Source organism: Allopusillimonas ginsengisoli (assembly GCF_004153455.1).
Taxonomy (GTDB): Bacteria; Pseudomonadota; Gammaproteobacteria; order Burkholderiales; family Burkholderiaceae_B; genus Allopusillimonas; species Allopusillimonas ginsengisoli.
The window spans coordinates 1-13,998 of sequence record NZ_SDQE01000009.1; the positions used below are offsets into that span (position 1 = coordinate 1).

At 58.7% G+C, this 13,998-nt stretch carries 12 protein-coding genes and 1 pseudogene; 6 read left to right on the plus strand and 7 right to left on the minus strand.

The annotated features are described in order from the left end of the window. Together ERE07_RS21730 and fghA are read left to right on the plus strand one after the other, a co-directional pair. Nucleotides 1-121: pseudogene (locus ERE07_RS21730) on the plus strand (zinc-binding dehydrogenase); the annotation flags it as partial. Between the two features lie 103 nt (nucleotides 122-224). After that, nucleotides 225-1,094, plus strand: a complete 870-nt coding sequence (gene fghA, locus ERE07_RS14975; protein ID WP_130009850.1) for an S-formylglutathione hydrolase — start codon at nucleotides 225-227, stop codon at nucleotides 1,092-1,094. On the opposite strand, the gene ERE07_RS14980 is transcribed toward fghA, so the two are convergent. Then, nucleotides 1,064-3,073, minus strand: coding sequence for a helix-turn-helix domain-containing protein (locus ERE07_RS14980; RefSeq protein WP_130009851.1), 2,010 nt, complete (start codon nucleotides 3,071-3,073; stop codon nucleotides 1,064-1,066). The two genes, fghA and ERE07_RS14980, sit on opposite strands and share 31 nt — an antisense overlap. Before the next feature lie 160 nt (nucleotides 3,074-3,233). Here ERE07_RS14980 and ERE07_RS14985 point away from each other — a divergent pair, with 160 nt between their 5' ends. From ERE07_RS14985 to ERE07_RS15000, 4 genes are all read left to right on the plus strand, one after another. Continuing rightward, nucleotides 3,234-4,529: a hydroxymethylglutaryl-CoA reductase, degradative gene (locus ERE07_RS14985; RefSeq protein ID WP_130009852.1), complete on the plus strand. Its 1,296-nt coding sequence runs from the start codon at nucleotides 3,234-3,236 to the stop codon at nucleotides 4,527-4,529. 62 nt (nucleotides 4,530-4,591) lie between these two features. Then, nucleotides 4,592-5,803: an ABC transporter substrate-binding protein gene (locus ERE07_RS14990; protein ID WP_130009853.1), complete on the plus strand. Its 1,212-nt coding sequence runs from the start codon at nucleotides 4,592-4,594 to the stop codon at nucleotides 5,801-5,803. A gap of 106 nt (nucleotides 5,804-5,909) precedes the next feature. After that, entirely contained in the window at nucleotides 5,910-6,875 is a 966-nt protein-coding gene (locus tag ERE07_RS14995; protein ID WP_130009854.1) for a homoserine kinase, read from the plus strand. 12 nt (nucleotides 6,876-6,887) lie between these two features. Then, nucleotides 6,888-7,661 (plus strand): BPSS1780 family membrane protein, encoded by a 774-nt coding sequence (locus tag ERE07_RS15000; protein ID WP_130009855.1) that lies wholly within the window; start codon nucleotides 6,888-6,890, stop codon nucleotides 7,659-7,661. Here ERE07_RS15000 and ERE07_RS15005 read toward each other — a convergent pair. From ERE07_RS15005 to cpaB, 6 genes are read right to left on the minus strand one after another with little or no spacing between them, the layout of a single operon-like run. Further along, a complete protein-coding gene (locus ERE07_RS15005; protein ID WP_130009856.1) occupies nucleotides 7,658-8,017 on the minus strand; it encodes a DUF192 domain-containing protein in 360 nt (119 codons plus the stop codon). The two genes, ERE07_RS15000 and ERE07_RS15005, sit on opposite strands and share 4 nt — an antisense overlap. Before the next feature lie 34 nt (nucleotides 8,018-8,051). Continuing rightward, nucleotides 8,052-8,921 carry a type II secretion system F family protein gene (locus ERE07_RS15010; protein ID WP_245153735.1) on the minus strand — a complete coding sequence of 290 codons (870 nt, stop codon included), beginning with the start codon at nucleotides 8,919-8,921 and terminating at the stop codon, nucleotides 8,052-8,054. A gap of 19 nt (nucleotides 8,922-8,940) precedes the next feature. Continuing rightward, nucleotides 8,941-9,786, minus strand: coding sequence for a type II secretion system F family protein (locus ERE07_RS15015; protein ID WP_245153736.1), 846 nt, complete (start codon nucleotides 9,784-9,786; stop codon nucleotides 8,941-8,943). Further along, the gene (locus ERE07_RS15020) at nucleotides 9,783-11,570 is read right to left on the minus strand and encodes a TadA family conjugal transfer-associated ATPase (RefSeq protein ID WP_130009858.1); all 1,788 of its coding nucleotides are present in this window, start codon (nucleotides 11,568-11,570) and stop codon (nucleotides 9,783-9,785) included. The genes ERE07_RS15015 and ERE07_RS15020 overlap by 4 nt, the downstream gene beginning before the upstream one ends. Nucleotides 11,571-11,573: 3 nt before the next feature. Continuing rightward, nucleotides 11,574-13,001, minus strand: coding sequence for a type II and III secretion system protein family protein (locus tag ERE07_RS15025; protein WP_130009859.1), 1,428 nt, complete (start codon nucleotides 12,999-13,001; stop codon nucleotides 11,574-11,576). Nucleotides 13,002-13,014: 13 nt separating this feature from the next. Further along, the gene (gene cpaB / locus ERE07_RS15030) at nucleotides 13,015-13,998 is read right to left on the minus strand and encodes a Flp pilus assembly protein CpaB (RefSeq protein WP_130009860.1); all 984 of its coding nucleotides are present in this window, start codon (nucleotides 13,996-13,998) and stop codon (nucleotides 13,015-13,017) included.

The following is a 13,998-nucleotide window of genomic DNA, read 5'->3' on the forward strand; positions in this document are numbered from 1 at the left end:
TATGGATGGAAAGATCAATATCGACGACCTCATTACACACACCCTGGCGCTGGAACAGATCAATGAAGGCTTTGAACTCATGAAGCGCGGTGAATCCATACGCTCGGTTGTCATGTACTGAACACGTCCGGCCAGAATGGCGCATCATTGCGCCGACGCCTGCCCGGTTGTCACGCCGGGCATCAATCCGCCGGCCTTCACGCCGGCAATCTGGAGATCAAGGAATGCTGCAGCAAACTCTGGAACTTGTCAGCGAACACCGCTGCTTCGATGGCGTTCAACGGTTCTACCGTCATACGTCCACCACCATCGGATTACCGATGCAATTCTCGGTATATCTCCCACCCGCTGCCGTGCAGGGGAAACCGTGTCCTGCCGTATTTTTCCTAGCGGGGCTGACATGCACCGAAGAAACGTTCATGATCAAGGCAGGCGCGCAGCGTACGGCTGCACGAGAGGGGCTGATACTGATCACGCCAGACACCAGTCCGCGCAATGCGGGTGTGGCCGGTGAAACAGAGCATTGGGATTTTGGCGCGGGAGCGGGCTTTTATCTCGATGCCACCCAGGCCCCCTGGAACCGGCACTACCGTATGTACAGCTATATCGTGAACGAATTGCATGATCTTGTCAGCGCCTCGCTGCCCGTGCGTGACAACCGAATGGGCATCATGGGGCATTCCATGGGCGGGCACGGCGCGCTGGTGCTTGGTTTGCGCAATCCTGACCGCTTTCGGTCTGTTTCCGCATTTGCACCTATTGCAGCACCCAGCCATTGCCCCTGGGGGAAAAAAGCGTTCAGCGGCTATCTGGGCGACGACAAAAGCGCCTGGCAAGATTACGATGCAACGGCACTGATGCAAGGCATGAACCATGCCCCGTTTCCGGATGGCATTCTGATCGATCAGGGGCTTGCCGATCAGTTTTTGGCTGAGCAGCTTCATCCCGAACGATTCAAGCAGGCCTGCGAGGCGGCAGGCCAACCTTTGATGTTGCGCGAACATGAAGGGTACGACCACGGCTATTACTTTATTTCAACGTTTATCGATGACCATCTGATGCATCATGCCCGGGCATTGAAGCCGGCGAACTGATCGTGGTCGCGCAGTTGCCAAAGACGCAGCGCCATATGCACTTCCAGCGCCCGTCCGGCCTCGCGCCGGGATCCTAGCAGGGTGTCTATTGTCTCGAGCCGTTGCCTGAGCGTGTTGATATGCACAGACAGCGTACGCGCTGTCTGTGCTGCGTTATAGCCGTGGTCAAGATAGGCGAGCAAGGTGTGCGCCAGCGCGACGCGGCGGGCATCACGCGCCTGCGGCCCAGCGTAAAACCGGCCCAGGGTGGCCACGAGAAAATCGTCGATGGCTGTGGCGTCTGCCCGGTTAAGCAACGGCGTATAGAGGGCGAGCTGGTTCTCGCTGAACACTTCGCCATGCCTGTCCAAGGCTTCGAGCAGCGCCAGACATCGCTCGGCCACGTCAAACGACAACAGCAGGCTGTCCGGATTATTTACAGCATTCGTCATCACACCGGAGAATGTGCCGCGATAACGGCGCAGGCAGGCCAAAAGCGTTTCACGTGCCAATGTCATCTGCGTGTCATTGGCCAGCACAAGCAAGGCGTCTCCAATGCAGTCGAACAGCGAGCTGGACGCTCCCAGCCGGTTTTGCAGTTCCCGGCATAAATAGGAACAATAATCTCTGTCGGTTCTGATCAACAGTAGCCGCATGGGCCGGCGTACATCAACGCCATATTGCCCTGCCTGTTCCGCAAGCCGCTCGAAGCGGCCATGAGGACCATGCACAAGGCCACGAAGGATCACCGGCGCGTCGGACATTAACGAAGAGTCCCGCTGCGCCTTAAGCAAAAGCACGACACCGGTCACCATGGCGCCCCGCTCGAAAATCCGCGCGGTGACGTCGTTCAATGGCTCAGCGGTATAAAGTATGAGGCCCCCCAGCAGCCCTTCGCCGCCGACCACAGCACAGACTGTGCATGACGACGAAGGCGCTTCACAACTGGCGGCGCGTCCTGTCCGGCGGCTTTCCGCCAGCGCCGCGTAAACCGCATCGTCTACCCAGCGATCATCTCTTGCGGTGTCCCGAACCCCCTCCTCGACACTGCAGAGCATGATCTCTCTCCCCCCTTCATCGCACACTACAATACGTCCATTCAGTCGTCGAGCCAAGGTTGCACACAAATCGGGCAAATCGCCACCACGCGCCACTAACGCAGTCAGTTGCTCATGCGCTTGCGCCGCGGCCCGGGTATCTGCCGTCTGGCGCAGCAACAATTCATTTGTCGCCTCCGCCCGCGCCAACGCATCCTGAGCCTGTTCAAACAGACGTGCATTGCCGATCGCTACCGAAGCCTGCGCGCCCAGCGTAGAAAGAATGGATTTTTCCCAAGCCGTATAGCTGCGGACGTAGCGATCGCCCACAAACAGCACGCCGGAAACCTCGTTGTCGGTCAACAAGGGCACACCCAGTATGGAGGCAATGTTTTCATCGCGCATAGCGTCATCAATGTAGCGACTGTGATTAAACCGATGATCCCCTGCATAATCAGATGACGAGTAAGGGCTGCGATGCCGCGCCACATATCCGCACACCCCGGTATCCAGGCCGATGCGGATGCTGCGAAAACGCTCTGAAAACGCGCCGTCCGTTGCCCGGACATAGAAATCGCTACGCTCGGCGTCGTAAATGGACAAATAGCCAACATCACAGCCCAGCAGCGCCCTGGCCCGCTGGACGATGGCTTGCAGGACATTATCCGCATCGGTAATGCGCGTGAGATCCTGCGCTGTTTCGATGACGGCCATCAGGCCCCGTTCCCGCTGCTGATGCTGCGCCAGCCTGTCTTTGATCGTTAACCCCATCGATAGGCGCTGCAATAGCTGAGCCTTGCTGTCCCCATCGGGCAGGCGCGCCAGACGATCCTGCAAGGCGGTCCAGTCTTGCCTTCCGGCATCGCGATACAGCAATCGGATGATCTCCGCGTCGAACGGAATCTCGATAAGGTGGGCACGCATAGCCCGGCTTGCGCGGGTGCTGGATTGCTTGTCAACCATGATGTCTGATGATCCGATTATGTGAAAACCATATATAAATAGTAGGCATTAATGTTTTATTAATCCATATATTCTTTGTGTTTTCCTTCCTACACTGCTTCTATCCCTCGATGGCCGCATGCCCATCAAGCCTCTCTTCCCTCCTCCAGGACCCGCTCGCATGGACTCCCGTCTCCCTGATTTCCGCTCCCTCACCCCAGCCCAGCGCCTGGAGAAGATCGCCAGCCTTGCACCGCTGGAACTCGATGACGTCCAACGACTGTCTCAGGCTGGCGCACTTCCCCTGGAAACCGCCAACGGCATGATTGAAAATGTCATCGCCACCTTTGAACTGCCCTACGCGGTGGCGGGTTACTTTCAGATCAATGGAGACGACGTGCTTGTACCCATGGTGGTCGAAGAGCCCTCCGTGGTCGCAGCCGCATCCTATATGGCCAAGATTGCGCGGGCGCATGGTGGATTCCAGACATCAAGCACGGACCCCATCATGCGGGCGCAGATACAGGTCACTGGCGTGCGCGACCCTTACGGCGCCCGATTGGCCATTTTGCAGCACCGCCAGGCCATCATCGATCATGCCAACAGTCGGGACCGCATCCTTGCCGAATTGGGCGGAGGCTGCAAAGATATCGAAGTGCATGTGTTTCCAGCCACTTCGCGCGGCGCCATGGTGGTGGTTCACCTGCTGGTGGACGTGCGTGACGCCATGGGTGCCAATACTGTCAACACGATGGCAGAGGCTGTCGCCGGGCGTATCGAACAGATCACCGGTGGCCGCGTCCGATTGCGCATTCTGTCCAATCTTGCTGATCTGCGCCTTTCTCGCGCCCGTGTGCAAATCCCCGCCCAAGCCTTGGACAGCGCCGACTATCCAGGCCAGGATGTCATCGAAGGGATTGTCGATGCCTATGAATTCGCCGCGGTGGACCCGTATCGCGCCGCGACGCACAACAAAGGCATCATGAACGGCATAGATCCAATCGTGGTTGCCACGGGTAACGACTGGCGCGCCGTCGAGGCGGGCGCCCACGCCTATGCTTGCCGCGGGGGCCGCTACACCTCGCTCTCTACCTGGGAGATCGCCGCAAATGGAGACCTGATCGGTACATTGGAAATGCCCATGCCTGTCGGTTTGGTCGGCGGGGCCACCAAAACCCATCCCCTGGCCCGGCTGTCGCTCAAGATACTTGGCGTCCAGACAGCGCAAGCATTGGGGGAAATTATGGTCGCCGTCGGTCTTGCCCAGAACATGGCAGCCTTGCGCGCCCTTTCCACCGAAGGCATACAGCGGGGACACATGACGCTGCACGCTCGCAATATCGCCCTGACCGCCGGCGCGCAAGGCGACGAAATTGCCTGGGTGGCGAACGAGATGGCTGCAGCGCGGGATGTGCGCACCGATTTCGCTCGCGAACTTTTACAGAAACGGCGCGGCAGCGCCGCACAAAGCACTTAATCATCAATTCCAACAGCAAGCCAGGCCAATGAGCCGGCGCATCCACAATCAGGAGACAATACATGAACGCCAGAATTTCAAGACCCGCCGTCGCCGCCGCCATAGCCGTGCTTGGCTTGACCGCCGGTTCGGCCACGGCGGCGGACGCTGACGCCGTCCGCATCGGGTTCATTACCGACATGTCTGGCCCATACGCGGACACCGACGGCCCCGGAGGCCTGGAAGCGATCAGAATGGCGATACAGGACGCCGGGGGAACTGTGCTTGGCAAAAAGGTAGAGGTCTTGTCGGCGGATCATCAAAACAAACCCGAGATCGCCTCAGCACGCGCACGGGAATGGATAGATCAGCAAGGCCTGAGCATGTTGATTGGCGGCGTGAACTCGGCCGCCGGTCTGGCCATGAACACTATCATCAATCAGAAACGCGTTCCCTATATCAACATCGGGGCTGCCACCGCTCGCCTCACCAATGAAGACTGCACACCCTACACCGTTCACTATGAATACGACACGGTCGCATTGGCCAAAGGCACCGGTTCAGCAGTGATCAAGCAAGGAGGAAAATCCTGGTACTTCCTGGTTGCGGATTATGCGTTCGGACATTCCCTCGAGGCCGACACCAGCGCGGTCATCAAGGCCAACGGCGGAACCGTGGTCGGATCAGTGAGGCATCCCCCCACCTCTTCCGACATGTCCTCGTACATATTGCAGGCCGCCGCGTCCGGCGCGCAGGTGCTCGGCCTGGCCAACGCCGGTTCCGATACCATCAATGCCATCAAAGCCGCCAACGATTTTGGTCTTGCAGACAAGATGAAACTGGTTGGGCTGTTGATGACCATCAATGATATTCACGGCCTGGGCCTGCCTGTCGCCCAAAAACTGCTGATGACTGACAGTTGGTATTGGGACAAGGATGACGCATCGCGTGCCTTCGCCCAGCGTTTCAACAAAACCATGCACAAGATGCCTAGCACCCATCAGGCGGCTGCCTATTCGGCCACGGCGACTTATCTTAAAGCGGTGGAAGCGGCCGGTACCACCGACGCCGACAAAGTCATGACGCAGCTCAAGAGCATGAAGCTGGACGATATGTACAGCAAGGGCTATATCCGTGCTGACGGTCGCTATATCCACGATATGTATCTGATGCAAGTCAAAACGCCCGAAGAATCCACGGGCTCTTGGGACTATATGAAAACCGTGGCCACCATCCCTGGCGAAGAGGCATTTACAAGCCCGCATGACTCAACCTGCCCGCTCATGAAAAAATAGCGCCAGGCCCTGCCAAGCAGGGCTTGGCCTGATAGACTAAAATCAATGGCCCGTTCGCACGGGCTTTTTGTTTATTCACGGTTTATCAGCGAAAAATCAGCAGCCTATGGCCGTTTTTACCCCCGTCAGCGACAGCGATGCACGCGAGCTCCTGGCCCGTTACTCTCTCGGAGACTTCGTTTCCCTGCGCGGCATCACCGCGGGGATCGAGAACACCAATTATTTTCTCAGCACGACGCGGGGAGAATATGTCCTGACGCTGTTCGAAGTGCTTACTCACGCGCAGTTGCCCTTCTATATTGAGCTCATGCACCATCTGGCCACCCGGGGCATCCCCGTGCCAGAGCCGCAGGTGCTGCGTGACGGCGGCCTGATTACCACATTGCACTCAAAGCCTTGCGCAATTGTGTCACGCCTGTCGGGCGGCTATGAGCCGGCGCCCAGCACCACGCATTGTGAGCTGGCAGGCCATACACTGGCCCGCGCGCACCTGGCTGGCCATGATTTTCATATCCAGCAGCCCAATCTGCGCGGCCTGTCCTGGTGGCAGACCACCATGCCTGCCGTGCTACCCTTTCTGGATGCCGCTCAGGCGTCGCTGATCGAACAGGTGCTGGATGAACAGACGCAATTCGCCGCCACCGAAACCTACCAGGCCTTGCCTCGTGGCCCCGCGCATTGCGACTTGTTTCGCGACAACGTTCTGTTCGACGGCACGTTCGAAATGCCACGCATGGGCGGGATCATCGATTTTTACTTCGCCGGCTGCGATACCTGGCTGTTCGATGTCGCGGTCAGCGTCAACGATTGGTGCATCGAACATAGCACGGGCGTACTCGACGAGCCTAAGCTTAATGCCTGGCTGAATGCCTACGCGGCTGTGCGGCCCTTTACCACAGAAGAAAAACAGGCCTGGCCGATGCTATTGCAGGCCGCAGCCTTGCGATTCTGGATATCCCGGCTTTACGATTATTTTCTGCCTCGTCCGGCACAGACACTCAAACCGCACGATCCGCGCCATTTCGAACGCATACTGCGGGAACGCCGCAATACCGCGCCACGCTCACTATAGGGGAAGGCTTACATGCAAGCAGCCAAGCTGCCCATCACCGCCGGATGGGGCTGGATACAGGACGGATTCACATTGTTCCGTCGCCAGCCCATGGCTATGTTTTTCTGGAGCATGGTCACTGGCCTGCTGATCACGCTCAGCTATCTGATTCCCATTTTCGGCCAGATGGCCCTGATCGCCTGCACGCCCCTGCTCACCTTTGTTACCCTATGTGCCTGCCGCAATATTGCCGCAGGCCGTCCCATGCTGCTGCCCATGTGGCTTGCGCCACTGAGTGACAAAGAAACCCGAAAACGTTTGCTGGCATTGGGGCTCAGTTATTTGCTGGTGAGCCTGGCGGCAGGATTCATGGCAACACTGCCCTTTATCAGCCAGTTGACCAGCGCTATCGATCCGCAGGGCGCGATCGACGAGGCCGCCCTGATGACCGCAATGCGAGGCCCTTTTCTGACATTCGCGATGCTGTACATCATTGTGTCCGGGTTTTTCTGGCATGCGCCGGCCCTCATAGGCTGGCATGGCATCCCCATGCGGCAAGCCTTGTTCTATTCCATGGTGGCCTGCTGGCGCAACAAACTGCCCTTTCTTGCCTATGGCATCAGTTGGGCAGCCATATTCTTTCTGATCCAGTTCATTGGCAACTTTATCAGTAACGCGGGTGTATCGGCAGGTGCCGTACAGCTTCTGCTTACACCCGTCAATATTATCGTGGCCGCCGTGCTGTATTGCAGTTTCTATCCTGCCTACATCAGCGTTTTTGGTGCCAACTACCACGCCGAGCGCTAGGAACGATGGTTCAGGCCAAGCGCCTCATGAATCTGGATCAAATAATAGGGATGCGCTGCGCAGTGGCCTGCCGGTAACTCGATCACCAGCCTGGCCTGGCGACACCAGGCCGCTCGCCAGGGTTTCAGTCGCTGTACGCATCTCAGTTCCCGCCCCCTGCCGTCCAGAAACACCACATCGATTTCGGTACGCAGCCAGCAGGTATGTATCGCATTGCAAGGGGCAAGGCACACGCCGTGACCGGGCGCCAGCCTGCCTTTGCCATAAAGGCCGCGCAAGCGACGCCAGAACGTATCGGCGCTATACAGGCTTAGCCTTGTCCCGAATGCTGACCGTGATCCTGTCGCGCCCGACATCAAAAATCCGTGTTGTGAATTACTGCCTCGCCGCTCAGAATCCCGTTTGCAGCAGACGCGTCGCAATAGGAAAAGCAATGATGAGAAAAGAGCAGGGAAAGATGCAGATCACCAACGGAAACAGCATTTTTACCGGCGCTTCAAGCGCCAGCCTCTCTGCGCGCAGAAAACGCGCTGCGCGATGCTGTTGCGCCTGGGCGCGAAACAGAGGCCCCATACTCATGCCCATTTGCTCTGCCTGAGCAATCAGTGACACCAGGCTTTGCAAGGCGGGCAACCCGGCTCGACCACCCATCAACTGCAAGGCCTTGATGCGAGGCACGCCTGCGCGCATGTCCGACAGCGCATGCTGCAACTCGCTGCGCAAAGGCCCCGGTGGACCATGCCAGGCCGCCTGTTGCAGCGCACCTTGCAAATTCTGGCCAGCTTCCACGCATAGCGTTGCCATGTCCAGCATGAAAGGAAGCTCCCGAAGCATGCGGGCCTGACGCTGACGGGCCCGCTCTTGTAGGCGCTGATAGGGTAACCAGCCACCGCTCAATCCGATCAGTGCCGCCACGGCAAGACTTGTTCCCAGGCTGGCCTTCGTTCCGATCAGCATAGTTATCAATGATACGGAAAAAAACACGATCAAACTGAATAACTGCAGCGCAATAACATGCTCGGCCTGCCATCGCTCGCTCGCAAGGCCAGCCGTGGATACTGTGCGCTGAACTATCCGCTTTGCACGATCGGGCAGCAAACGGCGGGAGACAGGCATCAACGCCACAACCCAAGGCCATACCATGCTCAGCAGCCGATTATCGCCTGGACCGACCCCGCCGTTCGTGCGTAACGCCATGCAGCGCCGGCCCACCGCCCACGCAAGCAGGGAGAACGACAAGCCCGTTGCGATGACACTCATCCACCACATAAGCGAACCATCAGATTTCAATGTCTACAATACGCCTGATCAGCAACATCCCTGCAGTCATCAGCAGGAGGATAAACCCGACCATCACCCATCCGCCGGGTGTTTCCCACAAGGGCCGCATGGCGTCCGAGTCGAGCATATACAGTGCCAGCGCCAGCGCAAACGGCATGCAAGCCATAAGCCAGGCCTGCAAACGCCCCTGCGATGTCAAGGCCTGTATACGCGCCGCCATATGAATGCGTTCACGCAATGTCTGGGCCACGCCATCCAGTGTCTGTGCAATAGCGCCACCACTGCGTGATGCAATCACCAGCGCTGATACGACCAGATTGCTGCCTTCTGTAGGCATCCGTTGCCGCAAGCCGAGTAACGCCGCTTCCCAGGAGACGCCCATGCGCTGCTGCCTGAGTATCAATGCGAATTCCTGCGCCAGGGGCGCAGGCGATTGGGATACGATATCCCGCAATGCGGGTTGCAGCGCGGCCCCCGCGCGCAAGGCGGCTGCAAGCGACATGAGCAGATCCGGCAACTGAATCTCGAAGGCCCGCAATCGTCGCCGCCTGGCAAGTGCCACGAGATATCTTGGCGCGGCCAGCGCAAGCACAGCAACGCCAACCGAAAGCGCGACGCTGCGGGTCAAGAGCAATGCGACCAGCCCAAGGCCTGCGCATACTAGGAGATTGGCCACCCACAGGCGCGAAGGATCCAGAAACAGAAAAAAATCCGCCAAACGCGCCGCGACGTCCTGGCCAAACGCTTTGCGATAGGCCCGCCAGGCGCTGAGCATGCCGCGCATCACGTACCATCCCAAGATTGCGCCAGCCGCGGTGGCTCCGGCAATGACTAATGCAATCAAGCTGCTCCCCCTGCCTGCCGCATCCCCTCGGATACGATGGTTAAGCCTTGTTGCGACTGAATCCAGGGGGGAAGCGCCTCATCGGCACCCGATTCGGTGTGCTGAATGAATAAGTCCATAGGCAGGGAAGACACGCCTGTTTCGTCCAGAAAGCATTCGGGCGCCACCCCGCAGCCCGTAAAGGCAGGCAAAGGCCGAGCCTGGTAGCGGAATATCTCCTGCGTCTGAATGCGGCCGCTTTCCAGACCGGTCACCTCGACAATGGAGGAAATCACGCGCCGACCGCCGGCCAGGCGCGCTTGTTGAACAATGAAGTCAATGCTTGCGGCGATATGCTCCCTGACAGCAGCCAGCGGCAAGTCCATGCCCGCCATGAGTATCATGGTTTCAAGCCGAGCGAGCGCATCGCGGGGACTGTTGGCGTGCAAGGTTGTCAAGGAACCTTCATGGCCGGTATTCATGGCCGCGAGCATATCAAAGGCCTCTCCCCCTCGACACTCGCCTATCACAATGCGGTCAGGACGCATGCGCAATGCATTCCTGACCAGATCGCGGATCTCGATACGCCCTTTGCCTTCCGCGTTGGCCGGCCTGGACTCCAGCGATACCAGATGCTCGTGGGCCAGCCTAAGCTCTGCGGCATCCTCAATAGTGATCACTCGCTCATGCTCGCCTATGCAATTGGAGAGGATGTTAAGCAGCGTGGTTTTGCCCGTACCGGTGCCTCCCGATACGACGATGTTTTTTCGGGTGCGCACGCATGCCGCCAGAAATTCTCCCATACGGGCATCGAGCGCGCCAGACCTCAGCAGGTCGCCCATGCCTGGACGCGACTGTGGAAACTTGCGAATGGTCAGGCTGGCGCCGCGCAAGGCCACTGGCGGAATGACGGCGTTGATTCGCGAACCATCCTCGAGGCGCGCATCGACCATGGGCGAGCTTTCGTCTATGCGACGCCCCAGGGGCGAGACAATGCGTTCTATGATGGCGCGCACGGCATCCTCGCTGCTGAAACTGCCTGCATATCGACACAGGCTGCCTTCCTGTTCGACAAAGATTTCATCGTACCGGTTGACCATGATTTCGCTAATGGTCGGATCCGCCAGCAAGGGCTCCAGCGCACCCAGGCCGACGGCTTCGTTTAAGACATCCCGCAGCAGCGCGCGCTTGTCGAGCGTGGCGGGAAGATTGATGTCAGCGTGAATGAGGTCCGACAGCACCTGTGATGCCTCTTCTCTCAGAGCTGCGTCACTCAGCGTGGCGATATCGCGCCGGCGCAGATCAAGCGATTCAAGCAAAACTGTGTGCAATCGCTGCCGATGGCTGGACATGTCATCCATCAATGGTGAATCAAGCACGCACGGCGACACTTGCTCTTGAGGATGGGGGCATTGAAGCCACGACGCATCGCGCCCCACGGCAGAATCAGCAGTGATGTCCAGGACGTCAGGCCCGTTATCGTGGAAGGCCATGGCTGACGGCGAAACATCATCGGCATGAGGCAACAGAATCCGCAGCACGCACGGACCAATGCCAATGTCATCAGTTTCCTTCAAAGGGCCGTAACTTGCGACGCGCTCGCCGTTGACCCGTGTTCCGCCGAGTGATCCGAGATCCTGGATATATAACCCCATATCGCACTGTGTCAGGCAGGCATGGCGCCGCGCCACCCGCCAGGAATCGAGAACCAGCCCGCACGACTTGCCGCGACCTATATGCAGCGGCAACGGCCGACTCAGGCGTTGCTGTGATCCATCCTCAAAACGAACGTCAAGATGCACCATGCTCTACTCCGTGAATAAATATTCGTTGCGCCCCACTACAGACTGTTCCATCGCCGCCTTGCTGTCTGTAAACCATTGTGTGCCCGGCCCTTCCCATGGATTCCAGGCCGATGCCTCTGCGTGTGAGACAACCGCAGGAAGAGACGTATGATCCCCAATGGAAGTATTGAGACGGGGCGGATGCGGAAACATCTCCTGCAGGATGCCCTGGCCATTACGTAGGCGTGCATCCATGCCAGGGTGATCTGCCGAAACCAGTTGCGGCGTTACGAAAATGGCGAGCTCGGTTTCGTTGCGCTGATGACGTGACGAGCCAAAAAGATGCCCCAGCAGCGGTATGCGCGACAGGCCCGGCAGACCATCGCGCTGCATTGCCGCCTCGCGCGACAGAAATCCCGCCAACACCAAAGTCTGCCCCGACCGCACGTTGAACTCTGTTGCCGCTTTCCGGGTTTTAAGCGATGGCCCTGTTGAGACCGACAGGCTTTGATCCACGGCGCTGACCTCGACTTCGATGCGCGCGCGCACGACACCGTTGCGCTCAACTTGTGGCGTGATCCGCAGTGAAACGCCGTAAGGCTTGAAGACTGTGCGGCTATCGCCATCTTTGTCTGTCGTGGCATAGGGCACTTCACCGCCCGCCAGAAATTCGGCTGTCGCCCCACTGCGGGCCAGCAACTGGGGCTGAGCCAATACAACCGCCTCGCCCTGCTGTGCCATGGCCTGTATCCTGGATGTCAGCATGGCATTGATGCCGAAATAGCCTGCCGCCACGCCTGGCTGCAATGGAAAGGACAAAGGATTGTCACCTGGGCGGGCTGACAGACCGCCACTGCCCGCATCCCACGTACCGCCCACATGCATGCCACCTGCAAGTGGCGAAGACCATCGCATCCCGATGTCGCGAAACTGCGATCGCGGGATTTCCACCACCTGAACATCGAACAACACCATGCTTTCCCATCCGACCTGGCCGGTGAGATCGACCAGTTGAGGATAGCGCCTTGCGAGTTCCGCGATTCGAACGCGATCGTCGTCCGTTAAATCATCGCCTTCGACAATCAATTTGTCGCCGGTTACTGTGACCCGTGCCTGGGGTATACGGGACAGCAGGCTGCGCAACTCCTCTTGCGCCTTGCGCGTCCCTTCCGGTGCAACCATCACTTGATAGGTTCGCCGGTGGCCATCCCGGGTCCAGATCTGCAAGGCACTGGATCCTTCATTGCGCGCAAAAACAATGACCTCTTCCTCATCAGTGGCAACAGCGTGCATGACATGCCCATCGCCCACGGCAACCCGGGCCACTTGAGGAACACTCAATACCCTGACCTCACCCACCTGCAAATCCAGGTCATCGGCCCACGCCGGCGCGCACGCCGACACACCGAACACAAACAGAACAGCCACGTAGTGTTTCCATATGGATAGCATTTGTGTATCCCTGCTAGTCTTCCGCCGCGTGTGGAAAAACAGGCCCCGGCACTTCATTCTCTTCCAGCCCTGCGGTAGACGAAACACTTGCCTGCGCTTGCGCGGTGTGCATCCACTGACTGGACAGTGGCGGGACATAGGGCAGCTGGAACAGGCCCTTGTGCTGCGCAGTCTCGGAACGAGGTGCGACCAGGGCAGGCAGATTCCTGACTGCCTGGTTGCCATAGATAACCCTGGCCTTGCCTGAAGCGCTCGCAGACTGCTTGGCCACGCCAAGCAACCCGGCAAGGTCGCCACGCGCCGCCACCTGGGTTGACCCGGTATCCTGCGGAGAACGAAGCACCGCGGTGATGACACCGCTCTCGCGCGCGGCGACAAGCTTGATAGCGTCTTCTGGCGCAGCATCCAGCGTGATCGTGCTGTAGTCTTGTTCAGCCGTATGATCGAGGTTCTGCGCGTCAGTGCTTGAACCCGTCGCAAGCACCATCACTCCCTGCAACAGTGGCGCAGTCAAGCGCCGCCGTTGATAATCAAAGGACACATAAAGATCGATCAGATCGCCGGGCTGCAGCAAACCCGACTGCGAATTGAGCGCATCCACCGGCAAGGTAATCGCGCGACGACCTGTGGATAGTTGCTGTGAGAGCGAAATCATACGGCTTGCTTCCAGGTGAGCGGACAAGACGGCGTCGCCTGCGAGCAAGGGCGCGGCCAATGTCATGCCAACCACATCGTGCAGGCGTTCCATGGGGACACTGTCACTCGCGACGTAATCAACCGGAAAGTTTCTGAAAGCAAGGAGCTCTGGTCTTAATACGGTACCTGCCGGTAAATCCTGGTTGGCGACGATCCGCTCGACCATGGCCACACGCGCCTGCGCTTCTATTGTCGAGACTTGCTGCTGAAGATAACGCTGGGCAGCCCACGCGGCGCACAAGCCAGCCGCCAACGCCACAACGAGCATCGGGAAACTTCGATGAAATACTGACAGACGCAT